Genomic DNA, 24,307 nt, shown 5'->3' on the forward strand with positions numbered 1-24,307 from the left:
GTTCCCCCGAGATGATCCGCATGAGATACTCGGGGGGCCGATCGACGTCGACCGGCATGACCCCGCAGCGGGCCATTCCATCACTTGGATCGTCCGGCACGTCCCTGCCGGTGAGGGAGAACACAATGGCAACCGTCACTTTCGACCAGGCGACCCGGCTGTATCCGGGCGGCACCCGCGCCGCGGTCGACCGGCTCGACCTGGACATCGCGGACGGCGAGTTCCTGGTGCTCGTCGGGCCGTCGGGCTGCGGCAAGTCCACGTCGCTGCGCATGCTGGCGGGCCTCGAAGAAGTCAACGACGGGCACATCCGCATCGGCGACCGTGACGTCACCGACATGCCTCCGAAGGACCGGGACATCGCGATGGTGTTCCAGAACTATGCGCTGTACCCGCACATGACCGTCGCCGAGAACATGGGCTTCGCGCTCAAGATCGCCGGGATCAATAAGGACGAGCGCGCGAATCGCGTGCTCGAGGCGGCGAAGCTGCTCGACCTGGAGCCGTACCTGGCCCGCAAGCCGAAGGCGCTCTCCGGTGGTCAGCGGCAGCGCGTCGCCATGGGCCGCGCCATCGTCCGCTCCCCCCAGGTGTTCCTGATGGACGAGCCGCTGTCCAATCTCGACGCGAAGCTGCGCGTGCAGACCCGCACGCAGATCGCCTCGCTCCAGCGTCGGCTCGGCGTCACCACCGTCTACGTCACCCATGACCAGACGGAGGCGCTGACGATGGGCGACCGCATCGCCGTGCTGAAGGACGGGCTGCTGCAACAGGTGGGCAGCCCCCGCGAGCTGTACGAGCGCCCGCAGAACGTGTTCGTCGCCGGCTTCATCGGCAGCCCGGCCATGAACCTGTTCCCCGCCGACCTGACGGACCAGGGCGTCAAGTTCGGGGGCGCGACCATCTCGCTCTCCCGCGACGTGATGGCGAACAGCACCGGCAAGCAGGTCACGGTCGGGGTGCGTCCCGAGGACCTCGACGTGTCCACCGCGCACACCGAGGGCCTGCCGGTCGAGGTCGACCTGATCGAGGAGCTCGGCGCGGACGGCTATCTGTACGGGCACTCCGACGTGCACGGCCGACGTACCGACATCGTCGCCCGCGTCGACGGACGCATCCACCCGGATGCCGGCGACACGGTGTACCTCACGCCGCAGCAGGGCCACCTGCACGTGTTCGACGTCGAGTCCGGTGCTCGCCTCTCGGCGGCGGTGTCCATCTGATCCAGCCGGCGGATTCGGTGAGCGGTTCGCTCGCCATCACAGCATCCACGGTGGATCCAGCCCTGCTGGATCTGCCGTGGACGCTTCCGCTGGAAGCGTGGCCGGCCGACGCCATCGCCGCGCTGCCCAAGGGCCTCTCGCGCCATGTGGTGCGGTTCGCCAACCTCTCCGGCTACGTGATCGCGGTCAAGGAGACCACGAACGAGCTCGCGACCCGCGAGTACGACATGCTGCGCACCCTGCAGCGCCTCGAAGTGCCGTGCGTCGAGCCGGTCGCGGTCATCGCCGGCCGGGCGACGGACGACGGCGACGAACTGGCACCGGTGCTCGTCACCCGGCACCTGCGGTTCTCGCTGCCCTACCGGGCCCTCTTCTCCCAGACGCTGCGGCCCGACACTGCCACGCGGCTCGCGGATGCACTCGCTCTGCTGCTCGTGCAGCTGCACATCACCGGCTTCTTCTGGGGCGACGTCTCCCTGTCCAACACCCTCTTCCGGCGTGATGCCGGTGCGTTCGCCGCCTACCTCGTCGACGCCGAAACCGGCAAGCTCTACACTGGAGGGCTCTCCCGAGGACAGCGCGAGAACGACCTGGAGATCGCTCGTGTGAACATCGCCGGCGAACTGATGGATCTGGCCGCCGGCGGTCACGTCGACGATGACGTCGATCCCGTCGGCCAGAGCGAACGCATCGTCGCGCAGTACCACATGCTGTGGAACGAGCTGATGGGCCGTGAGAGCTTCTCGAGCAGCGAACGCTGGCGTATCAACGAGCGCGTCGACCGGTTGAACGCACTCGGTTTCGACATCGAAGAACTGTCCATCCGCACCGACGAGGCCGGGAGCACCGTCGTGATCCAGCCCAAGGTCGTCGACTCCGGCCATCACAGCCGACGCCTGCTGCGCCTCACCGGCCTCGACGCCGAAGAGAACCAGGCCCGCCGCCTGCTGAACGACCTCGACTCCTGGTCCACCACCTTCGGCAAGAAGGAGATCGGCGAGGAAGCGGCCGCGCACCAATGGACCGCCAGCATCTTCGAACCCGTCATCCGCTCGATCCCCCGCGACCTACGCGGCAAGCTCGAACCCGCCGAGATCTTCCACCAGCTGCTCGAACACCGCTGGTTCATGTCGCAGCGCGAGAACCGCGACATCCCACTCGCCGAAGCGGTCACCGCATACGTCGACGAGATCCTGCGGCACCGTCGCGACGAAGCGACCGTCATCGACGCGCCCCTCACCGAGGCGATCACCCTCCCCGTCCGCATCTCCAGCGGGCCGGAGGACTGGCGAAGCACCGTCTGAGTGCATCGCCGCGCCGCCGCTACTGCGGCGCGGGTCGTGGGCAGTCCGATGCGACCGACTCGGCGGCCACGGCTCCCGTTCACAGGGTCGGCCGGCGGAGTGACATCACGGTGTGCGTCGACGGGTCGAGTGGTTGTCTCGTTGGCGCTATTCGGCGGCGGAGCGGCTCGTCGCTATCTGGTAGAGCGCAATGCTGGTGGCGACCGAGGCGTTCAGGGATTCCGTCGACGATGTGATCGGGATCGAGACGATCGCGTCGCACAGGGTGGTGACCAGCCGCGAGAGGCCGGAGCCCTCGCTGCCCGCGACGACGAGCAACGGTCGGTCGGCCAGCTCCAGCGCCGGGAGCGCGACGGCTCCGCCTCCATCCAGGCCGATCACGAACACGCCCTGCTGCTTGTAGGCCGTGATCGTCTGCGCCAGGTTCGAGGCCATCGCGACCGGCAGCCGGGCGATCGCGCCCGCGGAGGATCGCCACACCGTGGCCGTGACCCCGGCGGACCGCCGCTGCGGCAGCAGCACGCCGTGCGCGCCGAACGCGGCGGCGGACCGGATCACGGCACCCAGATTGCGCGGATCGGTCACGCCGTCGAGCGCCACCACGAGCGGCGGGACGCCCGTGCCCGCCGCGCGCTGCAGCAGGTCGAGCGGATGGGCGTACTCGTACTCGCGCACACCGAGCGCCAGGCCCTGGTGCAGCGGATCACCACCGGTGAGGCGATCGAGCTCCGGACGCATCACCTCGAGCACCGGGATCTCGCGCCGGTTCGCGATCGACAGGATCTCGCGCACCCGGTCGTCCACTTCGATGCGCGTCGCGATGTGCAGCGTCGTCGCCGGGATGCGGGCGCGCAATGCCTCCAGTACCGCGTTGCGTCCGGTCACCTGCTCGTCGCCGGCGGTGCGGCGCCGGCTGCCGCCGCCGGAGCCGCTGCCCTGCCGCCCCGCCGGTTGGCCCCGCTTGGCGGCCAATCGTTCGGCGGCCTGCTTGCGCTTGAAGGCCGGGTGGTACTCCCGGTCCTCCGCGCGGGGCGTGGGCCCCTTGCCCTCGAGCGCCTTGCGGCCGTGGCCGCCGGTGCCGACCCCCGAGCCGGTGCGCTTCGCTCCGCCGGCTCGCCCCGGTCGTCCGTTCGTTCCCGCCATCATTCGCTCCCGACGATGCTCCACCGGGTAGGCCCGGCGGTGTCCTCCACCTGCACACCGGCGTCGGCGAGCAGATCGCGGATGCGATCGGCCCCGGCCCAGTCCCGGCTCGCGCGAGCCGCAGCGCGCTGCTCGACCAGCCCACCGACCAGCGTCTCCAGCGCCTTCTGGCGTCCCGTGTCCGAGTAGGCAGACTGAGCGCGTGCAGACTCGGCCCCGGCCGGATCGCCGAAGTCCAGTCCGAGTACACCGATCATCGCCGCCGTCGCGCCGAGCGCCCGGCGGACGACCTCGGCATCCGCCGAGTCGATGGCGGCGTTGCCGGCGCGGACGGTCTCATGCAGTACTGCGAGCGCGACCGGGACCGCCAGGTCGTCGTCCATCGCCGCCTCGAACGCGGCCGGCAGCACCTGCGGCCCGGCCGTGCCGACCGCCTGCGTCGCGCGAGCCCGGAAGCGCTCGATGCGGCCGAGCGCCTCCTCGGCTTCGCCCAGACTGCCGGACTGCAGATCCAGCGACGAGCGGTAGTGCGCCGCGGTCAGCGCGTACCGCACCGCGGCGGGCCGCGCCGATGCGGTCAGGTCGGCGGCGAACACCGAGTTGCCGAGCGACTTGGACATCTTCTGACCGTCGACCGTCACCAGACCGTTGTGCACCCAGTGGCGCGCGAAGGGTCGGCCCACCGCCGACGACTGGGCGAGCTCGTTCTCGTGGTGCGGAAAGCGCAGGTCCAGACCGCCGCCGTGGATGTCGAAGGTGGCACCGAGGTACCGCTCGGCCATGGCGGAGCACTCGATGTGCCAGCCCGGCCGCCCGAGACCCCAGGGCGACGGCCACGCCGCCGACTCCGGCTCCCCCGATTTGATGCCCTTCCACAGCGCGAAGTCGCGCCCGTCGCGCTTGCCGCGCGGGTCGGCGTCCTCGGCGGCCACCATGTCCTCGCGCCGCTGCCGGGTCAACTCGCCGTACGAGGGCCACGATCCCGTGTCGAAGTAGACGTCGCCGGAGCCGTCGGGTGCCGCATACGCGTGGCCCGACTCGATCAGCTCGGCGATCAGCGCCTGCATGCGATCGACGTTGCCGGTCGCGCGCGGCTCGACCGTGGGCGGCTGGATGCCGATCGCCCGGTAGGCGTCCTGGAACTCCAGCTCCACGCGATGGGCGAGCGCCCACCACGGCTCCGCCTCCGTCGCACCCGACAGCACCTTGTCGTCGATGTCCGTCACGTTGCGCACCATGGTCACGGCGTACCCGCGGTGGACCAGCCAGCGGCGCAGCAGGTCGTACGACAGCGCCGACCGCAGGTGGCCGACGTGCGGCGACGACTGCACGGTCGGCCCGCAGACGTAGAGGCCGATCCGGCCGGGAACGAGCGGCTGGAGCGGACGGATCTGCTGCGTGCGGGAGTCGTAGAGCCGCACCACGGCCCCCATGCTAGATCGTGGCCATCAGGCGACCACGATCAGGGCGGAGGCGACGGCGGTCAGTCCCTCGCCGCGGCCCGCGAAGCCGAGACCGTCGGTGGTGGTGCCGCTGACGGTCACCGGAGCGCCGACCGCCTCGGAGAGCACCTGCTGCATCTGCGTCCTCCGCGGGGCGACCTTCGGCGCGACCGCGACGATCTGCACGGCCACGTTGACCGGCGTCGCACCGGCCTCGGCGAGCAGCTGGACGACGCGGCGGACGAAGTCCGGGCCCGCTCGTCCCGCCTCCTCGGGCCGGTCCACCCCGAACACGCCGCCTATATCGCCGAGCCCGGCGGCGGAGAGCAGGGCATCCGCGACGGCATGACAGACGGCGTCGCCGTCGCTGTGACCGGCCAGCCCGGGACCCGGCCAACCGAGCCCACCGAGTTGCAGGGCGACCGCGGGATCGAAGGCGTGCACGTCGATGCCGATCCCGGTGCGCAGGCCGCCGCCGGAGGGTCGGTGCAGGTCTTCGGCCCGCGCCAGGTCCCAGCGGGTGGTGATCTTGAAGGCTGCAGGATCACCGGGGACGACCACCACCTCACCGCCGTCGGCGGCGAAGAGCGCCGCGTCGTCGGTGTACTCGGCGGCGGCACGCTCGTACGCGCGGACCAGCGCATCGAACGGGAAGCCCTGCGGCGTCTGCACGGCGGCCAGGCGAGACCGATCCAGCGTCCGCTCGACCACGCCCCGCTCGTCGATCGCCTTCATCGTGTCCGCGGGTTGCAGGGCCGGAACCGCTCCCACGCCGGACGCCACCACGCTCGCCGCCACCGCGTCGAACTGCGTCGACGGGGTGAGGGGCCGGGCGGCATCGTGCACCAGCACGACCTGTGTCCCGGTCGGCACTGCGGCGAGCGCGGCGGCGACCGATGCCTGCCGGGTCGGGCCTCCGGGGACGACCTGCACCACCACCGGCGACGTCACTCGGGCGCGGAGCGTCTGGACCAGGGCGCCGACCTCGTCGAGCGCGGCCGGCGGAGCGGCGACGATGACCGAGTCGACGTCGGCCGCGAGCACCTGCTGCAGGCAGACCTCGAGCACCGTGCTCCGGCCGAGTGGCGCGAACGCTTTGGGCCGGCCGAACCCGAGTCGGATGCCGTCGCCGGCTGCGACGACGACGACAGCGGTCAGGAGGCCAGGACCTCGTCGAGCACGGTGGAGGCGCGCTCCTCGTCGGTCTTCTCGGCCAGCGCCAGCTCCGAGATCAGGATCTGGCGGGCTTTCGCGAGCATGCGCTTCTCGCCGGCGGAGAGCCCGCGGTCCTGATCGCGGCGCCACAGGTCGCGGACGACCTCGGACACCTTGATGACGTCGCCGGACGCGAGCTTCTCGAGGTTGGCCTTATAGCGGCGCGACCAGTTGGTCGGCTCCTCCGTGAACGGGGTGCGCAGCACCGAGAAGACCCGGTCCAGACCCTCGCGGCCGATGACGTCACGGACGCCGACCAGGTCGACGTTGTCCGCCGGCACCTCGATGGTCAGGTCGCCCTGGGTGACGTTCAACTTGAGATAGGTCTTCTCCTCGCCCCGAATGGTCCGCTTCTTCACCTCGATGATGGTGGCGGCTCCGTGGTGTGGGTAAACGACCGTCTCGCCGACCTCGAACAGCATGTGGGTCCTCTCAAAAGCGGGTCCCAGGTTAGCACAGCACTCCTTCAGCTTGACCCGCGAGGTCAGCCCCGAGGGGTCGCGGGAGTGCCGGCAGGGTGCCACGGAAGGGCCGCAGCAGAGCCGCAGCGGGGCTCGTCCGCTATGGTTTGCACGTCGCGAGCGCGCCCCCGGTCCGCCGCACCGCGTGCCGCCTGTGAAGGAGTGCTGGATGAGAATGCGCGCTGCGGCATGCGTCGCGTTGGTCGGCGCGGTCGTGACCGGCCTCACCGGATGCGAGTTCTTCGCCCCCCAGCAGACGACCCGCTCCTACTCCGCCAGCGACGGTGTGAACGGCAGCGTCGGGCCCGTCGACATCCGCAATGCGTTCCTGGTCACGGTCGACGGCACCGATGCCAGCCTCATCGTCAGCCTGATCAACTCCTCCGCCACGGCCCGGTCGGTGTCGATGCAGTACAACTCCGCAAGCGGCGTCACGACCCAGTCCGTGGTGGTGCCGGCCAACGCATCGCTGGCGGTCCGACCCGGCGAGCCGGTGACGGTCACCTTCTCCGGCCTCACGGCGAAGACCGGCTCCCTACTGCCGGTCTTCTTCTCCTCCGGCGGCACAAGCGACCAACTGGGTGTGCCGGTACTCGACAACACGCTGCCCGGCTACGCGACGCTGACCCCCAGCCCCACGCCGACGCCCACACCGACGAAGACCAAGAAGCCGAGCGACGGTGAGTCGCCCTCACCGACCGACACCGCCGACCCGCTGGACACCCCGACGCCGACACCGACGCCATAACGGCCCGGGCAGCCGACGGGCAGGTCAGCCGACGGGCAGGTCCTCGAAGCGGTAGCCGAGGCCGCGCACGGTCAGCAGCATGCGCGGCTCGCCCGGGTCGTCCTCGATCCGTGACCGGATGCGCTTGATGTGCACGTCGAGCGTCTTGGTGTCCCCGAAGTAGTCCGCGCCCCAGATGCGGTCGATCAACTGGCCGCGGGTCAGCACGCGCCCCGCGTTGCGCAGCAGCAGCTCGAGCAGTTCGAATTCCCTGAGCGGCATGGGCGTCTCGCGTCCCCGGACGAAGACAGCGTGCCGCTCCGTGTCGAGCCGCACGGTCCCGGAGGCGAGCACGTCCGAGTCGGCCGGCTCCCCCTCGCTGCGGCGCCGCAGCACGGCGCGGATGCGGGCCAGCAGCTCGCGCGACGAGTAGGGCTTGGTCACGTAGTCGTCGGCGCCGAGCTCCAGCCCGACCACGATGTCCACCTCGGAGTCCTTCGCCGTCAGCATGATGATCGGCACCGACGAGACGGCGACCAGCTGCTTGGCCACCTCGGTGCCGGGGATGCCGGGCAACATCAGATCGAGCAGCACCAGGTCGCTGCCCTGCTTGGCGAACACGGTCAACGCCTCACGGCCGTCGGCGACCGTGGTCACCTCGTACCCCTCGCGGGACAGCAGGAAGGCGAGCGGCTCCGCGATGGCGGGCTCGTCCTCGACGATCAGGATGCGGGTCATACGGTCTCTCGTTCACGGCGCCGCGGCGCCTTCGGGCTGTCGCTGGATTCAAAGGACGGGAGCAGGATCGTGAAGGTCGAGCCGTTGCCGGGCTGCGACCACAACCGCACGTCGCCGCCGTGGTTCTGCGTGATGTGCTTCACGATGCTGAGGCCGAGCCCGGTCCCGCCGGTCGCTCGGGAGCGCGCCTGGTCGGCGCGGAAGAACCGCTCGAAGACGCGGTGCTGGTCCTGGGCCCCGATCCCGTCCCCCTGATCGGTCACCGCGATCTCGACCACGTCGTCGCGCACGCGCGCGCCCACTCCGACGCGCCCGTGCGGGGGCGAGAACTGCACAGCGTTCGCGACCAGGTTGTGCACGGCGCTGGTCAGCAGCACCCGGTCCCCGAGCACCTGCAGTCCCTTGCTGCGTGCCAGCACGAGTTCGACACCGCGGGCGTCGGCGAGCACGCGGTTCTGCTCCACCGCTGCCGCCAGCACGCCCTCGACGGCGACGACCTCCGGCTCCAGCAGAGGATCGACGGACTGCACCCGGGAGAAGTCGATGATCTCGCGGGTGATGGTGCCCAACCGCGCCGCCTCCACCGTCAGGCGGCTTGCGAAGCGGCGCACCTGCTCGGGATCGTCCGCGGCGCTCTCCATCGCCTCGGCCAGCAGGCCGACGGCACCGATGGGCGTCTTCAGCTCATGGCTCACGTTCGCGACGAAGTCGCGCCGCATGATCTCCAGCCGGCTGGAGTCGGAGTGGTCCTCGACGAGCAGCAGCACCGTGACTGCGCCGATGGGTGCCGCACGGGCGAACAGGTCGAGCGTCGCGCCCCCGACTGCACTGCGGTGCAGGTGGTAGTCGCCGTCGATGGCCGCGTGGTCCCGTCGGGCCTGCTCGACCAGCACCTCCAGGTCGCGGTGGGCCAGCATGCGGCCGTTCACGAGTCCGAGCGCCCGCGCCGCGGGCGTCGTGTCGAGGACCACGTTCGAGCCGTTCACCACCACGGCGGGCAGGTCGAGCGCGGCGATCGTGGCCGTCACTCCGTCGGGCAGCGGGTCGCTCGCGATCTCGGTGGCGGCCCGGCCCCGCGCCGCCGCAGCGAGCAGCAGCCAGGTGAAGAGTCCGCCCGTGATCAGGCCGAACAGCAGTGCAACCAGCACCAGCTGCCCGGGGGTCATGCGCTTACACTAGGGGTGCGGGTTCGCGGGGGTCGCGCCCGTCGGCCGGCTGCAGGCGGCGTGTTCGCCCATCGTTCAGCACCGCGGAACCGACCGTTCATCCGGACGTCGGATGCTCGACTCCTGAACCGTGGAGGGATCGCCATGCGCGAAGTGTTCCAGCAGGAGCTCGCCGATGTGCAGGACCGGCTGGTGCGGGTCGCGGACCTGGTCGCCGACGCCATCGACAAGGCGACCACGGCGTTCACCACGCAGGATGTCGCGCTCGCCGAATCCGTGATCGCCGACGATCACCTGATCGACGAATTGGCGCTCGGCCTCGACGAGCTGGCCATCAACATCCTGGCCCGCCAGCAGCCCGTCGCACGCGACCTGCGCATCGTCGTCAGCGCCCTGCGCATCAGCGCGTCCCTCGAGCGGATGGGCGACATGGCCGAGCACATCGCACAGCTCGCGCGCTACCGGTTCCCCGAGAAGGTCGTCCCCAAATCGCTGCGGCCGACGTTCAAGGAGATGGGCCGGCTCGACATCGCGATCGCCCGCAAACTGACCCGGCTGCTCGAAAGCGAAGATCCGCTGCTGGCCGAAGAGATCCGCAACGACGACGACCGCATCGACGAACTGCACCTCAGCGTCTTCGACCAGGTGCTGGGCGAGACGTGGAAGGGTGCCGCCAACGACACCGTCGACGCGACGCTCGCCAGTCGATACCACGAGCGGTTCGCCGATCACGCCGTCTCCATCTCCAAGAAGGTGCAGTACCTGCAGACCGGCGACTGGGTCCTGCAGGCCGGCTGAGCCGGACGGCTCTCGGCAGGGCTACTGGCGGCCCTGGGCTGCTACCGCGGCGGCACCCGCCGCGGCGGCTTCCGGGTCGAGGTAGTCGCCGCCAGGGACGATCGGACGCAGGTGGTCGTCCAAGCGGTAGTGCAGCGGAATGCCGGTCGGGATGTTCAGGTCGGCGATAGCGGCATCCGAGATGCCGTCCAGATGCTTGACGAGCGCGCGCAGCGAGTTGCCGTGCGCCACGATCAGCACCCGTTTGCCCGCTCGCAGCTGCGGAACGATCTCGATGTGCCAGTACGGCAGCATCCGCTCGATCACGTCGGCCAGGCACTCGGTGGCCGGCAGGTCGGAGCCGAGCGATGCGTACCGCGGGTCCCCCGCCTGCGAGAACTCGTCGTCCGCCTCGATCGGAGGCGGCGGCACATCGAACGACCGGCGCCAGATCACGAACTGATCCGGTCCGAACTGGTCGAGCGTCGCGGCCTTGTCCTTGCCCTGCAGGGCGCCGTAGTGCCGCTCGTTCAACCGCCAGGTGCGCTGCACCGGCAGCCAAGCCAGATCCGCCGCGAGCAGCGCCTCGTCGGCGGTCTGGATCGCGCGGGTCAGCACGGAGGTGTGCACCACGTCGGGCAGCAGCCCGGCCTCGCGGATCATCCTGCCGGCGCGGCGCCCCTCGGCGATGCCCTGCTCGGTCAGCCGCACGTCGACCCAGCCGGTGAAGAGGCCCTTCGCGTTCCAGTCCGAGTACCCGTGGCGCAGCAGGATCAGCGAGTGTTCAGCCGGCATGCGGGTCAGTGTAGGGCGGGGCACGGTACCTACCCTGGTCGAGTGGCGGAGGGCCGAGTGACCCGAGGGACGACCGGCGTGAACCGCCTTCGCCGCGTCGACCGCTACCTGCAGACCCTGCCGGCGCTGCGGCGGGACGAGCACCCGCTGGTGGTCGACCTGGGGTTCGGCGCCCGCCCCTGGACGACGCTGGAACTCGGTGCCCGGCTGCGGTCGGTCCGCTCGGACGTGGAGGTGCTCGGGCTCGAGATCGATCGGGAGCGCGTCTCGGCTGCTGCAGGCGAAGCGGTACCGGGCGTTCGGTTCGAGTTCGGCGGGTTCGAGCTGGCGACGGCACGGCCCGTCACGATCGTGCGAGCGATGAACGTGCTGCGCCAGTACGACGAGCACGAGGTCGCAGGGGCATGGGCGCGGATGGGCTCCCGCCTGACCGACCACGGCGTACTGGTCGACGGCACCTGTGACGAGCTGGGCCGCATCGCATCCTGGATCGACGTCGACCGGCGGGGACCGCAGCGCTTCACGATCTCACTGCGGCTGGCCGGCCTGGAACGTCCGGGTGTGATCGCGGAGCGGTTGCCGAAGGCGCTGATCCACCGCAACGTGCCCGGCGAGCGGGTACACGACCTGCTCCGGGCGCTCGATACGGCGTGGACGCGAAGCAGTGCATTCGCGCCCTACGGACCCGTGCAGCGATTCCAGGCCACCGCCGATGCGGTGCGCGACGCCGGCTGGCCGACCCTCAGCACGGCGAGACGAGTGCGACTCGGCGAGCTGACGTTCCCCTGGTCGGCGGTCGCTCCCAGCGCGCCCGCGGGCTGACGGCTGCTCGACGAGTCACCGCGCGGCAGAGGACGTCGCGAAACGGGTAGTGGGGGCGGAGCTCAGCGGCTGACGACGCCGAGCCGCGGCAGCCGCGGGACGGCGACGGCCGGCCCTGCGTCCGACGGCACGATCGCGATCTGCGCGGCGGCGACGAGCGCGTCGGTCGCCTGCACGGTGAGCGCCGCGTCGGCCGGCACCGACCGCTTGATCACCGCGAGGGCTATCGGACCCTGCTCGTGGTGGATCGCGGCGCTCGTCACCCGCCCGACCTGCGTCTCGCCGAGCAGGACGGGTGCACCGGGCTCCGGCAGCACACCCTCGGAACCGTCGAGGTCGAGCTGCACGAGGCGGCGCGGCGGCCGGCCGAGGTTGAACACCTTCGCGACCGTCTCCTGCCCCCGGTAGCAGCCCTTGTTCAGGTGCACGGCGCTGCGCAACCAGTCGAGTTCGTGCGGGATGGTCCGCTCGTCGACCTCGGCGGCGAAGCGCGGCCGCCAGGCGGCGATCCGCAGCGACTCCAGTGCCGTGGTTCCGGCGACGCGCACGCGGCCTGCGCGCGCCAGGTCGGCCACCTGCGCGAGGGCCGTGCGGGGCAGGAGCAGCAGGCGGAACGACCACTCGGCGCCGGGATGCTCGCCGCGCGCGGCGGTCGCGCCGCCCGCCGAGCCGGTCGCCCAAGGATCGAGCCAGATCAGCGGCCGCACGGCGTCGAGCGCCGCGACCGGCCCGAACGCGCCGAGCACGGCGGTGTCGGCGGTGCGGTCGGCCACCTCGACACGCAGCATGAACCGCATCCGGTCGAGGAAGGACGTGAACGCCGTAGCCTCGCCGCCCTCGACGACGAGCCACGTGGTGGTCCCGTCGTCGACGATCGCCGCGGCATGCTCGACGCGGCCGGCCGGATCGAGCAGCAGCGCCTCCGCGGCCTCGCCGGGTGCCAGGTGACCGAGGCGCTGGCTGAGCAGCGAGTCGAGCCAGGAGCCTCGGTCGGCGCCGGTGACCGCGATGACGCCCCGATGGGACAGGTCGACGACCGCGTCGGCCGCGGCGATGGTGCGCTGCTCGCGGACCGGGTCGCCGTAGTGGGCGGCGACACCCGCATCCGCATCCCTGCCGGCGACGGCACCGGGCAGCCCGAGCAGCGGGCTCGGCTCGGGCGCCGCGGTCATGGGCACCTCAGTCGCCGGGTCAGCCGGCGCTTGCTGAGTCTGTACCGGACCTGTGGTCATGGTGTCACTCTCCGGTGATCAACCGTACGCGCCGCCGGCCGTCAGTCGACGCGACGCAGGCGGCCGGAGGCGTGCGTCTTCAACTCCTGGCCGAGCGCGGCGATGTCCCACGCCCACAGCAGGTCGCCCTCGACCAGGCCGTAGAGCCGGGTCGCCGCCGAGTACTCCTTCGCGCTCTCGGTGCGCAGCACCGCATCCGTCGCCAGGTCGACCCGCGGGCCTTTGACCCGGCCGAGGTACAGCTCGGTCACGCCGGTGGGATGCACCAGCGACACCTCCACGTCGAAGCCGTCGGAGGCGTTGCGCAGGACCTCGACGCTGGTGGCGGTACCGAACGGCCGCGGCCCCAGCCCGGGCAGCATGCCCGGTCCGGGATCGCCCTCGGTCGGCGGCCGGCTGAGCCGCCAGTATCCCGACTCGCTGACCAGCGGGATCGTCGCCCCCTCCTCCGGCGTGCCGCGCTGCTCGCCGAACAGCCACGTGAAGGAGGAGTAGTTGAGGTACGGCAGCGAGTCGTGGCTGAAACTGATGCGCTGACCGAACTCGTGACGCCGCAGCGTGTCGCCGATGTCGTATTCGACGAGGCCGGTGCCCTCCCACACCCCGATGAGCCAGGAGAGTGGGACGAGTTCGGCGGGCAAACCGATGGGGATGTCGATCATGAGTCCGTGTGCCCTGTGACGGCGGCGGGTCGGGTCAGCGCTGGCCGCGGAAGAGGTTGTACAGCACGACCACGGAGATGAACGCGATGGCGAGCGAGGCGAGGCCGAGCAGCCCGAGGTAGAAGATCTCGAGCGGCAGCAGCACCGCGCCAGTCTAAAGGCGGGCGCCGCCGCACGCGGTCAGCGCAGCAGGCCGAGTGCGGTCGTCACCACCACGATCACGAACGACCCGCACACGCTGGCCGTCAGCCGCGCGACGAATCCGACCCGGTCGGCGACGACCAGCTGCAGCACGAAGGCGACCACCACCGCGACCGCCAGCACGAGCGTGGCCAGCTCCGGCCTTGCACCGGCCGGACCGCCGAGGGCCAGCGCCAGTGCCGCGGCCAGGGTCGCGACCCACACCGTGACGACCGACCACCAGTGCCCACCCACGACAGCCGATTCTGCCCGAGGTCAGGGCTTCCGTCGTGGCCGACTTCGCCCCGGCCTGTTCCTCGCCCCTACAATGAGCGAATCCAGCCCCTCGAGGAGGATTCGTGGCGCAGCTGTTGATCCTGACCTCCGCGGTCGAGACCGACGTGTTGCCCGCGCTCGGGCTGCTCAGCCACAAGGTGCGTTCCATTCCGGCGGAACCGGCGCAGCTGATCAACGCCCCGCCGTCCGACCTGATCCTGGTCGACGCGCGCCACGACCTGGCCAGCGCCAAGTCCCTCTGCAAGATCCTGCAGACGACCGGCATCACGGTCCCCCTCATCCTGATCCTGACCGAAGGCGGCCTGACCGCGGTCAGCGCCGACTGGGGCGTGAACGACGTCATACTTGCCACGGCCGGACCGGCGGAGGTGGACGCCCGCGTACGCCTGGTGATCGGGCGCATGGCGCAGGCCGAGAACGCGTCGAAGATCCAGACCTCCGGCGTCGTGATCGACGAGGCCAGCTACTCCGCGAAGGTGCATGGCCGGCCGCTCGACCTCACATTTAAGGAGTTCGAGCTGCTGCGGTTCTTCGCCTCGCACCCCTCGCGCGTCTTCACCCGCGAGCAGCTGCTCAGCGAGGTGTGGGGCTACGACTACTTCGGTGGGACCCGCACCGTCGACGTGCACGTGCGGCGACTACGGGCCAAGCTCGGCGACCTGGAGAGCCTGATCGGCACCGTGCGCAACGTGGGCTACCGCTTCAACGTGTACGAGGAGGAGGGCGAGCGGCTCACCGCCGTGCGCTGACCCCATCCGCGCATGCCGTCGGCGTCGGCGCGTTCGTCCACGGTTCACCCTGCGGTGGAAGACTGGCCATATGGACGGCAACGGGACCATCGACTCCCCCGGCACGATCACCGACGTGCTCGACGAACCGGACAGCGCCGAACCCGACAGCGCCGAACCCGATAGCGCCGCCGAGGTCGAGGAGTCCGAAGGCACCGCTGAGGCCGAGTTGCCCGGCGACCGCTACCTGGACCGCGAACTCAGCTGGCTGGCCTTCAACCGGCGCGTGCTCGATCTGGCCGAGGACGAGCGGCTGCCCGTGCTGGAGCGCTCCAACTTCCTGGCGATCTTCGCCACCAACCTGGACGAGTTCTTCATGGTCCGGGTCGCCGGACTGAAGCGGCGCATCCTGACCGGGCTGGCCGTGCCGACCAACGTCGGTCGCCCGGCGACGCAGGTGCTGTCGGACATCAACGAGGCGGCCCACCGCATGCAGTTGGAGCACGCCGAGGTGTTCCGCGGGCACGTGCGCCCCGCGCTCGCCGACGCGGGCATCCGCATCGTCGCCCTGGACGACCTGCCGACGGATGCGCAGGAGCGCCTGAACGAGGTCTTCTCCACCCAGATCTTCCCGGTGCTGATGCCGCTGGCGGTCGACCCGGCGCATCCGTTCCCCTATATCAGCGGCCTGTCGCTGAACCTCGCGGTGCGGGTGCGCAACCCCAAGGTCGGCCGGGTCGAGTTCGCCCGCCTCAAGGTGCCGGCCGGCCTGTTGCCGCGCCTGGTGCCCACCGAGCCCGAGACCTCGGAGTCGGCGTCGTACGTGCTGCTCGAGGACCTGATTGCGCACCACCTGGGCGAGCTGTTCCCGGGCATGGAGGTGCTGGAGCACCACATCTTCCGGCTCACCCGCAACGAGGACGTCGAGATCGACGAGGACGAGACGGAGAGCCTGATTCAGGCGCTGGAGAAGGAGCTGCTGCGCCGCCGCTTCGGCCCGCCCATCCGCCTGGAGATCACCGAGGACATGGACGACGTGACCCTGGAGCTGCTGGTCGGCGAGCTGGGCATCACGAACGACGAGGTGTACCGACTGCCCGGTCCGCTCGATCTGGCCGGCCTCTTCGCGCTCGGCAAGCTCGACCGGCCCGGCCTGCACTACCCGAACGCGGTGCCGACCACGCCGCCGGCCTTCCAGCCGGGCGAGCCGAACGCCAAGCCCGACCTGTTCAGCGCGATCGGCAAGGGCGAGGTGCTGGTGCACCACCCGTACGAGTCCTTCGCCACGAGCGTGCAGGCATTCCTGGAACAGGCCGCGGCGGACCCCGATGTGCTGGCGATCAAGCAGACCCTGTACCGCACCTCCGGTGACAGCCCGATCGTCGAGGCGCTGATCGACGCCGCGGAGGCCGGCAAGCAGGTGCTGGCGATCGTCGAGATCAAGGCGCGGTTCGACGAGCAGGCGAACATCGACTGGGCGCGCAAACTGGAGCGGGCCGGCGCCCACGTGGTCTACGGCATGGTGGGGCTGAAGACCCACTGCAAGCTGGCCCTGGTCGTGCGCCGCGAGGCCGACGGCAGGCTGCGCAACTACTGCCACATCGGCACGGGCAACTACAACCCGAAGACCAGCCGCATCTATGAGGACTTCGGGCTGTTCACCGCCGACGACCAGGTGGGCCGCGACCTGACCCGCCTGTTCAACGAGCTGTCCGGGTACGCCATCGAGAAGAAGTTCCGCCGCATGCTGGTCGCTCCGCTGCACCTGCGCAAGGGGCTGCTGAAGCGCATCGAGGCGGAGCGGCAGGCCGCGCTGAACGGCAAGCGTGCCCACATCCGCATCAAGGTCAATTCGATGGTGGACGAGACGATCATCGACGCCCTGTACCGCGCCAGCCAGGCCGGAGTACCGGTGGAGGTGTGGGTGCGCGGCATCTGCAGCCTGAAGCCCGGCGTGCCCGGCCTCAGCGAGACCATCACGGTGCGCTCCACGCTCGGCCGCTACCTGGAGCATTCGCGCATCTTCGCGTTCGACAACGACGGCGAGCCGCAGGTGTTCATCGGCAGCGCCGACATGATGCACCGCAACCTGGACCGCAGGGTCGAGGCGCTCGTGCGCCTGGTGGCGCCGGCGCACGTGGCGGAGTTGCACGCGCTCTTCGACCTGGCGATGAGCGACGAGACCAGTTCGTGGCACCTCGCCGCGGACGGCGCCTGGACCCGTGCGGCGCAGGACGCGGACGGCACGCCGCTCCGCGACGTGCAGACCGTGGAGCTGCAGGCGGCCGGATCCCGCAAGCGCGGCCGATGACCGTTGACCTGACCGCTCCGGTGCTCGCGGCGGGCGCGGTCTGCTGGCGCCGCCGCGGCCGGGTCACCGAGGTGCTCGTGATCTCGCGCCCCCGGCACAAGGACGTCAGCCTGCCGAAGGGCAAGGTGGAGGAGACGGAGTCGCTGCCCGAGGCCGCCGTGCGCGAGATCCGCGAGGAGACCGGATTCGGCGTCCACCTGGGGTTGCCCCTGGGCGTGACCGAGTACGTGCTTCCCAACGGGCGCGACAAGACCGTGTACTACTGGGCCGCGGAGGTGCCGCTGGCCGAGTTGGCGCGGGGCCGGTTCCGGCCGAACGACGAGGTGGACCGGCTCGACTGGGTCAGCATCGCCAAGGCGCGCCGGCTGCTCAGCTACGAGCGCGACGCGGAGGTGCTGCAGCGGTTCGCGACTGCTGCGGCGTCGGGCGACCTGGACAGCTTTCGGCTGATCGTGCTGAGGCACGCCAAGGCGGCGTTCGACTCCGCATCCGGCCGGGATGCGGATCGCAAGCTGACCGCCCGCGGCGAAGAGCAGGCCAAGGCCGTGGTGCCGGGACTGCTCGCCTGGGGGCCGCACACCGTGATCAGCAGCCCGGCGACGCGCTGCGTCGACACCGTCGCAGCGACCGCGAAGGCCCTGGAGAAGAACGTCAAGAAGAACATCGCGATCAGTCAGGACGGGTGGGAGGCGGCAGGCCACGATCCGAAGGCGATCCGTGAGCTGATCCAGCGGCGGGTGGGCAAGGGCCGCACGACGGTCCTCTGCAGCCATGCGCCGGTGCTGCCGGAACTGCTGGAGCAGATCGCGCGGGTGACGCACAGCCCGAACGGCAACCGGACGACCAGGGCCGGCATCCTGGCGACCGCCGAATACACGGTCGTGCATCTCTCCGCCGCGGAGCCGCACTCGATCCTCGCCATGGAGACGTACGCCGCACCCGTCTGATCGTCGCCGGAACCTGGGGCCGGCCCGTTCACCTGGCGTTCACCTGCGTGCCCGGACCCGGACACACAGCGTCCCTACCGTGAGCCCCGTTCCGGGGGAGGCACCTCTTGTCCTGCCCGGATGTCCGTACCTCACAGCATTTCTCGACGATGGGATCCCCTTGAACCACCTTCGCGCAGGCGTCGCCATCGGCGCCGCCGTCACCGCGGCCCTGGCCCTCACCTCGTGTGCCTCCAACGAGCCCGCCGCCCCGTCGGCCTCCGCCGGATCGAGTGCGGGCGCGTCGTCGGCCGCCGCGACCCTGAACGGAACGCTGAACGGCGTCGGCTCCTCCGCCCAGTCGAACGCGCAGACCGCGTGGGCCAAGGGCTTCCAGACCACGAACAGCGGCGTCACCGTCAACTACAACCCCTCCGGGTCCGGCGCCGGCCGCACGGCATTCGAAGGCGGCGGAGCGCAGTTCGCCGGCAGCGACTCGGCCCTCCCGTCCACCGAGCTCTCGGGCGACTTCAAGCTCTGCAAGTCGGGTACCAAAGGCATCGACATCCCGGTGTACATCTCGCCGGTCGCGCTGGTGTACAACCTCGCCGGCGTCACGACCCTGAACCTCGACGCGTCGACGCTCGCGAAGATCTTCTCGGGCAAGATCACGAAGTGGAACGACTCCGCGATCGTGGCCCTCAACAAGGACGCGAAGCTGCCCAGCACGGCCATCACGCCCGTGTATCGCTCTGACAAGTCCGGCACGACCGCGAACTTCACCGACTATCTGCACCAGGCCGCGGCGTCCGACTGGACCCCCGAATCCGCGGACGTGTTCCCGTACAAGACCGGTGAGGGCGCCGCCAAGGGCTCCGGCGTCGTTGCAGCGGTCACCGCCGGCAAGGGCACGATCGGGTACGTGGACAACTCCTCCGCGGGCACGCTGTCGGTGGCGAAGATCAAGGTCGGCAGCACGTACGTGGCGCCGTCCGCGGAGGTCGCATCCAAGACCGCCGAGACGTCGCCACTCGACACGACCCACACAGGCAACGACGTGGTCGTGAAGATCAACCGCACGACCACGGACTCGGGTGAGTACCCGATCACGCTGGTCAGCTACCTGATCGCCTGCCAGACCTACACGGACGCGACCACGGGCGCGCTCGTCTCGGCCTACGCGCAGTACCTGACGAGCACCGACGGCCAGCAGGCCGCCGCCGACACGGCGAAGTCCGCGCCGATGACCGGCGCGCTCCTGGCCAAGGCCGAGGCCGCCGCCAAGACGATCAAGTAGTACCGCCGCTAGCGGCCCCGGACGACCGTGTCCGGGGCCGCTAGCATCGCGCCATGGTCAACCCCCGTCGAAGGACCTGATGACCGCCACCTCGGCCCCTCCCAAGATCCGAGCCCCCCGCCGCTTCGGCGACACGATCTTCTCCGGCGCAGCGCTCGGCGGCGGCCTCGTGATCCTGGTCGCCCTCGCCGCGGTCGCGATCTTCCTCGTCGCGCAGAGCATCCCCGCGATCGGTGCCAAATCCACCGACATCGACTCGAACGGCGCCTACCCGAACTTCTGGGCCTACGTCGGCCCGCTCGTCTTCGGCACCATCTGGGCGGCGCTGCTCGCGCTGCTCTTCGCGGTTCCGTTCTCCATCGCGATCGCGCTCTTCATCTCGCACTACGCGCCGCGGCGCATCGCGCGCGGCCTCGGCGCGATCATCGATCTGCTGGCGGCCATCCCGAGCGTCGTCTACGGCGCATGGGGCATCTTCGTGTTCGCGCCGTTCGTGCAGCCGTTCTACGTGTTCCTGACCAGCGCGTTCGGCTGGTTCCCGCTGTTCGCCGGCCCCGCCTCGCCGACCGGCCGGACGATCCTCACCGCGGCGCTCGTGCTCTCGGTGATGGTCATCCCGATCATCACGTCACTGTCGCGCGAGATCTTCCTGCAGACACCTCGGCTGAACGAGGAGGCCGCGCTCGCGCTCGGAGCGACCCGCTGGGAGATGATCCGCATCGCCGTGCTGCCGTTCGGCCGCTCCGGCATCGTGGCCGCCTCGATGCTCGGCCTCGGTCGAGCGCTCGGCGAGACCTTCGCCGTCGCTCTCGTCCTGTCCCCGAGCGTCATCGTCTCGGCCTTCCTGCTGAAGAGCGAGAACCCGACCACAATCGCGGCGAACATCGCGCTGCAGTTCCCCGACTCGTACGGCACCGCCGTCAACGTCCTGATCGCGACCGGTCTGATCCTGTTCGTGATCACCTTCATCGTGAACGCCGCCTCCCGGGCGATCGTCGGTGGCCGAGGCCACGGAAAGGGCATCTGATGGCCTCGACCACCGCCGTCTCCAGCGGAATCCGTGCCGGGCAGCTGCCGCGCTACTCCCCCGTCGGCCTGCTGGTGCTCAGCCTGGTCGTCACCGGAGGGCTGTTCCTGGTGTTCCTGCTGGCGGGCATGACCGCCGCCTACAACGTGACGGGCGCGATCTTCTTCGGTCTGCTGCTCTGGGTCGCGGTCACGTACGTGGCCTCGTTCCTCGTCGAGGGCTCCAGGCGCGCGAAGGACCGCGTCGTCACCGCGTTGGTCTGCACCGCCTTCGGCATCGCGCTCATCCCGCTCGTCAGCCTGCTGATCACGGTGATCGCTCGAGGTGCCGCGCGGTTCGACCCGTCGTTCTTCAACGAATCGATGCGCAACGTGACGGGGCCGGGCGGCGGCGCGATCCACGCCGTCGTCGGCACCGTGGAGATCACGTTGGCCGCGACCGTGATCTCCGTCCCGATCGGCCTGCTCGCAGCGATCTACCTGGTCGAGTACGGCCGAGGGCCGATCGCGCGCGGCATCACCTTCCTCGTCGACGTGATGACGGGTATCCCGTCGATCGTCGCCGGCCTGTTCGCGTACGCGCTCTTCCTGCTCATCACCGGCAACGCCGGCTACCGGTCCGGCTTCGGCGGAGCGATCGCGCTCTGCCTCCTGATGGTTCCGATCGTGGTGCGGTCCAGCGAGGAGATGCTGAAGCTCGTCCCGATGGAGCTGCGGGAAGCTGCATACGCGCTGGGTGTCCCGCGGTGGCTCACCATCAGCAAGGTCGTGCTGCCCACGGCGCTCGCCGGCATCGTCACCGGCGTGATGCTGGGCGTTGCGCGGATCATCGGTGAGACCGCCCCCCTGCTGCTGATCGCGGGCTTCACGGACACCATGAACTACAACCTGTTCAGCCAGCAGATGATGTCTCTTCCCGTCTTCGCGTACACGCAGTTGACGAACCCGGGCACACCCACGGGTCCGTTCTTCAACCGGGCGTGGACCGCTGCTCTGGTCCTGATGCTGATCGTCGTGCTGCTGAACATCGTCGCCCGCGTGATCGCCCGCTTCTTCGCACCCAAGATGGCCTCCCGTTGACTCGGGCGGTCCGCAGCTCGAAAGGCTCATGATTTGTCGAAGCGCATCGTCGTCAACGACCTGGACGTCTACTACGGCAAGTTCCTGGCTGTCGAGGGCGTCTCCCTGACCATGGAGCCGAGGAGCGTCACCGCGTTGATCGGTCCCTCCGGCTGCGGCAAGTCGACCTTCCTGCGCACGTTGAATCGCATGCACGAGGTCATCCCCGGAGCGCACGTCGAGGGCGAAGTGCTCGTCGACGGCAGCAACCTGTACGGCCCCGGCGTCGACCCGGTGCTCGTGCGGCGGCAGGTGGGCATGGTGTTCCAGCGCCCCAACCCGTTCCCGACCATGTCCATCCGCGACAACGTGCTGGCCGGTGTGAAGCTGAACAACAAGCGCATCTCCAAAAGCGACGGCGACGACCTGGTAGAGCGCTCGCTGCAGGGCGCGAACCTGTGGAACGAGGTCAAAGACCGACTGGGCCTGCCGGGCAACGGCCTGTCGGGCGGGCAACAGCAGCGGCTCTGCATCGCCCGCGCGATCGCGGTCTCCCCCGACGTGCTGCTGATGGACGAGCCGTGCTCGGCCCTCGACCCGATCTCCACCCTCGCGATCGAGGATCTGATCGAGGAGTTGAAGGCCAACTACACGATCGTGATCGTGACCCACAACATGCAGCAGGCCAGCCGGGTCTCGGACCGCACCGCGTTCTTCAACATCGCGGGAACCGGCAAGCCGGGCAAGCTGATCGAGTACGACGACACCACGACCATGTTCTCGCGTCCCAGCGTGCAGGCGACCGAGGACTACGTCTCCGGCCGCTTCGGCTGACCTACGGCGTCTGCCGAGATTCGGGTCGACTGCCTCTGCGCGCGCACGGGCAGGTGACGCGAATCTCGGCAGAGGCGGGATCCGGAGGCGGCGGGACCTGCAGGCGCAGGAAGGAGCGGCCGTCAGCTGAGCGGGATGGTCGCGATCGGCGTGGTGGTCGGCTGCTTGGAACCGCCCGCGGGCTCGACGGTGACGCCGACGCGATCGCCGGACTGCGGGAAGCACTGCAGCATGTCGTAGGTGTGACCCTGCGCGGGCTGGTAGATGCCGGCCGAGGTGGCTGTATCACCGTCCAGGCACCACACCTGGAGCACCTTGCCCGACGGCACCGCCCGCTCGCCGGCGAGGACCACCGCTGCGGTGCGCTGCTGATCGGACCAGGAGACGGTCGCGGTGCCGCCACCTGCCACGGCCGCCTGCTGGTGCTCCAGGTCGGGCGCGGAACTGAGCGATGCGAACTGCGACGCCTCCGCCTGCTCGGGTGACGGCACGATCACGCGCTGCACCAGCACGCTTCCGCCGATCAGCAGCGCGACGGCAGCAGCGGCGGCCAGCAGGACGGAGGGCCGCGTGAACCGTTCACGTGTGAACCACTGCCGAGGACCCGCGGTGACGGTCGCTCCATGCTGAGGCTCGACCCGCCGGGCGGCGCTCTCCGGCTCGGCGGGCTCGTCGAGTTCGGCGACGGCGACCAGCGGAGGGAGTTGCGGCGTGACGTCGACCAGGGCGAGCAAGCGCTCGCGCAGCAGGTCGGAGGGCTCGACGGGCGGAACGGCCAATCCGAGCAGCACGGCTGTGTCGGTCAGTTCGGCGACCTCGCTGCGCAGGTCCTCGGACGACCGCATCGCGGTCTCCATCGAATCCACCTCGGTCGGGGTGAGCGCGTCGAGCACGTACGCGCCACTCAGCTGGTGGGCATCACGGGCGGGCTTGGTCACGTCGCCACCCCCAGTTCGTCGCGAAGCCGGATCATCCCGTCGCGCAGACGGGTTTTCACCGTACCGATCGGTACGTGGAGCAGGGCAGCGACCTCGCTGTGGCTGAGACCTTTGAAGTAGGCGAGCGTCACCGCCTGGCGCTGCAACTGCGTCAGCTTGGCGAGGGCCACCTTGACTCGGTCGCTCTCGATGCGGATCTCGGCGGCTTCGGCCACCTGGTCGTACTCGCGACCGAAGTCGCGGATGCCGATGCGGGTGTCGCGCATCCGGCTGGCCTGCGCCGACCGCACCCGATCGACGGCGCGGCGGTGGGCGAGCGTCAGCATCCAGGTGATCGCGGATCCGCGCGTGGGCTCGTATCGGGTCGCGGACTGCCAGATTTCGAGGTAGACCTCTTGGGCCACCTCCTCCGACTGAGCCGGGTCGACCAGCAGACGCCGGATCAGGCCCAGCACACGATTCACGGTGCCGTCATAGAGCACGGCGAACGCCGCCCGGTCGCCCTGAGCGACCCGTGCGAGGAGCTGCTCGTGGGACGCGGCGCCCACGGGGACGGCGTCCCCGATCTCAGAGGCCACGACTGCAAGCATGCCACCGTCCTTCGTTCGGTGCGGCGCCATCCGTCCGCCGGATACGCGGCCCACCTCGAAGCGGGTTGCACTCGAAGTGGGCCGCGGTGGATACCGGCCGGGCCGCGTCTCGCAAAGGTCTTCGGAGCGGCGACGCAAGCGGTTTGGGCGCGGGCGGTCGGACGTCGCGACGGCAGGGGTGCCGGACCGCAGAAACGCCTCTCGGCGCGAGACCGCTCGAAGCGGCTGAATATGGAGCCCGGGGTTACTGCGGCCCGGCGGGCGACCCGAAGGCCACGCTCGATTGTACCCGCTGACGCCGGTTCGCGATCCGGCACCCGTCGCTACGGAAACCGCACTCCGCGCGGTGGGTGTGGCTTCGCGCGGTGTGCACGCCTACCGCGCGACACCCAGGTACCGCGCGACAGCTGGAGG

Annotated in this window: 24 protein-coding genes; 12 read left to right on the forward strand and 12 right to left on the reverse strand. The window is 70.2% G+C overall.

Translation table 11 applies throughout. The annotated features are described in order from the left end of the window. Nucleotides 1-125 precede the first annotated feature (125 nt). Together ACFE7H_RS10635 and ACFE7H_RS10640 are read left to right on the forward strand one after the other, a co-directional pair. Nucleotides 126-1,223: an ABC transporter ATP-binding protein gene (locus ACFE7H_RS10635; RefSeq protein WP_375401210.1), complete on the forward strand. Its 1,098-nt coding sequence runs from the start codon at nt 126-128 to the stop codon at nt 1,221-1,223. A gap of 17 nt (nt 1,224-1,240) precedes the next feature. Further along, on the forward strand, nt 1,241-2,527 hold the full coding sequence (locus tag ACFE7H_RS10640) for a DUF4032 domain-containing protein (RefSeq protein ID WP_375401211.1): 1,287 nt from the start codon (nt 1,241-1,243) through the stop codon (nt 2,525-2,527). 147 nt (nt 2,528-2,674) lie between these two features. Here ACFE7H_RS10640 and rlmB read toward each other — a convergent pair whose 3' ends face one another. The 4 genes from rlmB to ACFE7H_RS10660 are packed head-to-tail and all read right to left on the reverse strand — an operon-like array spanning nt 2,675 to nt 6,749. Continuing rightward, on the reverse strand, nt 2,675-3,670 hold the full coding sequence (gene rlmB, locus ACFE7H_RS10645; RefSeq protein WP_375401212.1) for a 23S rRNA (guanosine(2251)-2'-O)-methyltransferase RlmB: 996 nt from the start codon (nt 3,668-3,670) through the stop codon (nt 2,675-2,677). Continuing rightward, a complete protein-coding gene (cysS, locus tag ACFE7H_RS10650) occupies nt 3,670-5,103 on the reverse strand; it encodes a cysteine--tRNA ligase (protein WP_375401213.1) in 1,434 nt (477 codons plus the stop codon). Before cysS ends, rlmB begins: the two co-directional genes overlap by 1 nt. Before the next feature lie 15 nt (nt 5,104-5,118). Then, on the reverse strand, nt 5,119-6,270 hold the full coding sequence (ispD, locus tag ACFE7H_RS10655) for a 2-C-methyl-D-erythritol 4-phosphate cytidylyltransferase (protein ID WP_375401308.1): 1,152 nt from the start codon (nt 6,268-6,270) through the stop codon (nt 5,119-5,121). Next, nucleotides 6,267-6,749 (reverse strand): CarD family transcriptional regulator, encoded by a 483-nt coding sequence (locus tag ACFE7H_RS10660; protein WP_375401214.1) that lies wholly within the window; start codon nt 6,747-6,749, stop codon nt 6,267-6,269. The genes ispD and ACFE7H_RS10660 overlap by 4 nt, the downstream gene beginning before the upstream one ends. Before the next feature lie 208 nt (nt 6,750-6,957). Between ACFE7H_RS10660 and ACFE7H_RS10665 the strand changes: the two genes are divergently transcribed. Next, on the forward strand, nt 6,958-7,536 hold the full coding sequence (locus ACFE7H_RS10665; protein ID WP_375401215.1) for a DNA modification methylase: 579 nt from the start codon (nt 6,958-6,960) through the stop codon (nt 7,534-7,536). Nucleotides 7,537-7,560: 24 nt separating this feature from the next. On the opposite strand, the gene ACFE7H_RS10670 is transcribed toward ACFE7H_RS10665, so the two are convergent. Both ACFE7H_RS10670 and ACFE7H_RS10675 read right to left on the reverse strand, forming a co-directional pair. Next, a complete protein-coding gene (locus ACFE7H_RS10670) occupies nt 7,561-8,253 on the reverse strand; it encodes a response regulator (protein ID WP_375401216.1) in 693 nt (230 codons plus the stop codon). Continuing rightward, nucleotides 8,250-9,419 (reverse strand): sensor histidine kinase, encoded by a 1,170-nt coding sequence (locus ACFE7H_RS10675; protein WP_375401217.1) that lies wholly within the window; start codon nt 9,417-9,419, stop codon nt 8,250-8,252. The genes ACFE7H_RS10670 and ACFE7H_RS10675 overlap by 4 nt, the downstream gene beginning before the upstream one ends. Before the next feature lie 144 nt (nt 9,420-9,563). On the opposite strand from ACFE7H_RS10675, the gene phoU reads away from it, so the two are divergent. After that, nucleotides 9,564-10,217 (forward strand): phosphate signaling complex protein PhoU, encoded by a 654-nt coding sequence (gene phoU / locus ACFE7H_RS10680; protein WP_375401218.1) that lies wholly within the window; start codon nt 9,564-9,566, stop codon nt 10,215-10,217. 21 nt (nt 10,218-10,238) lie between these two features. Here phoU and ACFE7H_RS10685 read toward each other — a convergent pair whose 3' ends face one another. Then, nucleotides 10,239-10,991, reverse strand: coding sequence for a phosphoglyceromutase (locus ACFE7H_RS10685; protein WP_375401219.1), 753 nt, complete (start codon nt 10,989-10,991; stop codon nt 10,239-10,241). A 42-nt stretch (nt 10,992-11,033) separates the two neighbouring features. Here ACFE7H_RS10685 and ACFE7H_RS10690 point away from each other — a divergent pair, with 42 nt between their 5' ends. Beyond that, a complete protein-coding gene (locus ACFE7H_RS10690; RefSeq protein ID WP_375401220.1) occupies nt 11,034-11,813 on the forward strand; it encodes a class I SAM-dependent methyltransferase in 780 nt (259 codons plus the stop codon). 62 nt (nt 11,814-11,875) lie between these two features. Here the strand turns inward: ACFE7H_RS10690 and ACFE7H_RS10695 are convergent, their stop codons facing one another. The 3 genes from ACFE7H_RS10695 to ACFE7H_RS10705 all read right to left on the reverse strand — a co-directional run bounded on the left by ACFE7H_RS10695 (nt 11,876) and on the right by ACFE7H_RS10705 (nt 14,142). After that, a complete protein-coding gene (locus ACFE7H_RS10695; protein WP_375401221.1) occupies nt 11,876-12,985 on the reverse strand; it encodes a YgfZ/GcvT domain-containing protein in 1,110 nt (369 codons plus the stop codon). Between the two features lie 101 nt (nt 12,986-13,086). Next, nucleotides 13,087-13,707, reverse strand: a complete 621-nt coding sequence (locus ACFE7H_RS10700; protein WP_375401222.1) for an FABP family protein — start codon at nt 13,705-13,707, stop codon at nt 13,087-13,089. Nucleotides 13,708-13,887: 180 nt separating this feature from the next. Then, on the reverse strand, nt 13,888-14,142 hold the full coding sequence (locus tag ACFE7H_RS10705; protein ID WP_375401223.1) for a hypothetical protein: 255 nt from the start codon (nt 14,140-14,142) through the stop codon (nt 13,888-13,890). 104 nt (nt 14,143-14,246) lie between these two features. Here ACFE7H_RS10705 and ACFE7H_RS10710 point away from each other — a divergent pair, with 104 nt between their 5' ends. The 7 genes from ACFE7H_RS10710 to pstB all read left to right on the forward strand — a co-directional run bounded on the left by ACFE7H_RS10710 (nt 14,247) and on the right by pstB (nt 22,365). After that, the gene (locus ACFE7H_RS10710; protein ID WP_375401224.1) at nt 14,247-14,933 is read left to right on the forward strand and encodes a winged helix-turn-helix domain-containing protein; all 687 of its coding nucleotides are present in this window, start codon (nt 14,247-14,249) and stop codon (nt 14,931-14,933) included. A gap of 70 nt (nt 14,934-15,003) precedes the next feature. Continuing rightward, a complete protein-coding gene (locus ACFE7H_RS10715; RefSeq protein WP_375401225.1) occupies nt 15,004-17,223 on the forward strand; it encodes an RNA degradosome polyphosphate kinase in 2,220 nt (739 codons plus the stop codon). Beyond that, nucleotides 17,220-18,170, forward strand: coding sequence for an NUDIX domain-containing protein (locus tag ACFE7H_RS10720; protein ID WP_375401226.1), 951 nt, complete (start codon nt 17,220-17,222; stop codon nt 18,168-18,170). Before ACFE7H_RS10715 ends, ACFE7H_RS10720 begins: the two co-directional genes overlap by 4 nt. 160 nt (nt 18,171-18,330) lie before the next feature. Beyond that, nucleotides 18,331-19,446, forward strand: coding sequence for a phosphate ABC transporter substrate-binding protein PstS (locus tag ACFE7H_RS10725; RefSeq protein ID WP_375401227.1), 1,116 nt, complete (start codon nt 18,331-18,333; stop codon nt 19,444-19,446). Between the two features lie 79 nt (nt 19,447-19,525). After that, nucleotides 19,526-20,473, forward strand: a complete 948-nt coding sequence (pstC, locus tag ACFE7H_RS10730) for a phosphate ABC transporter permease subunit PstC (RefSeq protein ID WP_375401228.1) — start codon at nt 19,526-19,528, stop codon at nt 20,471-20,473. Then, on the forward strand, nt 20,473-21,552 hold the full coding sequence (pstA, locus tag ACFE7H_RS10735; RefSeq protein ID WP_375401229.1) for a phosphate ABC transporter permease PstA: 1,080 nt from the start codon (nt 20,473-20,475) through the stop codon (nt 21,550-21,552). The genes pstC and pstA overlap by 1 nt, the downstream gene beginning before the upstream one ends. A 33-nt stretch (nt 21,553-21,585) precedes the next feature. After that, on the forward strand, nt 21,586-22,365 hold the full coding sequence (gene pstB, locus ACFE7H_RS10740) for a phosphate ABC transporter ATP-binding protein PstB (RefSeq protein WP_375401230.1): 780 nt from the start codon (nt 21,586-21,588) through the stop codon (nt 22,363-22,365). Nucleotides 22,366-22,487: 122 nt separating this feature from the next. On the opposite strand, the gene ACFE7H_RS10745 is transcribed toward pstB, so the two are convergent. Together ACFE7H_RS10745 and sigK are read right to left on the reverse strand one after the other, a co-directional pair. Next, nucleotides 22,488-23,303 carry an anti-sigma factor domain-containing protein gene (locus ACFE7H_RS10745; RefSeq protein ID WP_375401231.1) on the reverse strand — a complete coding sequence of 272 codons (816 nt, stop codon included), beginning with the start codon at nt 23,301-23,303 and terminating at the stop codon, nt 22,488-22,490. After that, entirely contained in the window at nt 23,300-23,893 is a 594-nt protein-coding gene (gene sigK / locus ACFE7H_RS10750; RefSeq protein WP_375401232.1) for an ECF RNA polymerase sigma factor SigK, read from the reverse strand. The genes ACFE7H_RS10745 and sigK overlap by 4 nt, the downstream gene beginning before the upstream one ends. Nucleotides 23,894-24,307 lie beyond the last annotated feature (414 nt).

It is taken from the genome of uncultured Amnibacterium sp. (genome assembly GCF_964250715.1).
GTDB lineage: Bacteria > Actinomycetota > Actinomycetes > Actinomycetales > Microbacteriaceae > Amnibacterium.

Coding starts and splice junctions, on each gene's coding strand:
- sigK (WP_375401232.1), bottom strand. CDS start 23,893: ATGCTTGCAGTCGTGGCCTCTGAGATCGGGGACGCCGTCCCCGTGGGC.
- ACFE7H_RS10695 (WP_375401221.1), bottom strand. CDS start 12,985: ATGACCGCGGCGCCCGAGCCGAGCCCGCTGCTCGGGCTGCCCGGTGCC.
- ACFE7H_RS10635 (WP_375401210.1), top strand. CDS start 126: ATGGCAACCGTCACTTTCGACCAGGCGACCCGGCTGTATCCGGGCGGC.
- pstA (WP_375401229.1), top strand. CDS start 20,473: ATGGCCTCGACCACCGCCGTCTCCAGCGGAATCCGTGCCGGGCAGCTG.
- ACFE7H_RS10675 (WP_375401217.1), bottom strand. CDS start 9,419: ATGACCCCCGGGCAGCTGGTGCTGGTTGCACTGCTGTTCGGCCTGATC.
- ACFE7H_RS10660 (WP_375401214.1), bottom strand. CDS start 6,749: ATGCTGTTCGAGGTCGGCGAGACGGTCGTTTACCCACACCACGGAGCC.
- ACFE7H_RS10715 (WP_375401225.1), top strand. CDS start 15,004: ATGGACGGCAACGGGACCATCGACTCCCCCGGCACGATCACCGACGTG.
- ACFE7H_RS10665 (WP_375401215.1), top strand. CDS start 6,958: ATGAGAATGCGCGCTGCGGCATGCGTCGCGTTGGTCGGCGCGGTCGTG.
- cysS (WP_375401213.1), bottom strand. CDS start 5,103: ATGGGGGCCGTGGTGCGGCTCTACGACTCCCGCACGCAGCAGATCCGT.
- ACFE7H_RS10720 (WP_375401226.1), top strand. CDS start 17,220: ATGACCGTTGACCTGACCGCTCCGGTGCTCGCGGCGGGCGCGGTCTGC.
- ACFE7H_RS10700 (WP_375401222.1), bottom strand. CDS start 13,707: ATGATCGACATCCCCATCGGTTTGCCCGCCGAACTCGTCCCACTCTCC.
- rlmB (WP_375401212.1), bottom strand. CDS start 3,670: ATGGCGGGAACGAACGGACGACCGGGGCGAGCCGGCGGAGCGAAGCGC.
- ACFE7H_RS10685 (WP_375401219.1), bottom strand. CDS start 10,991: ATGCCGGCTGAACACTCGCTGATCCTGCTGCGCCACGGGTACTCGGAC.
- phoU (WP_375401218.1), top strand. CDS start 9,564: ATGCGCGAAGTGTTCCAGCAGGAGCTCGCCGATGTGCAGGACCGGCTG.
- ACFE7H_RS10670 (WP_375401216.1), bottom strand. CDS start 8,253: ATGACCCGCATCCTGATCGTCGAGGACGAGCCCGCCATCGCGGAGCCG.
- pstC (WP_375401228.1), top strand. CDS start 19,526: ATGACCGCCACCTCGGCCCCTCCCAAGATCCGAGCCCCCCGCCGCTTC.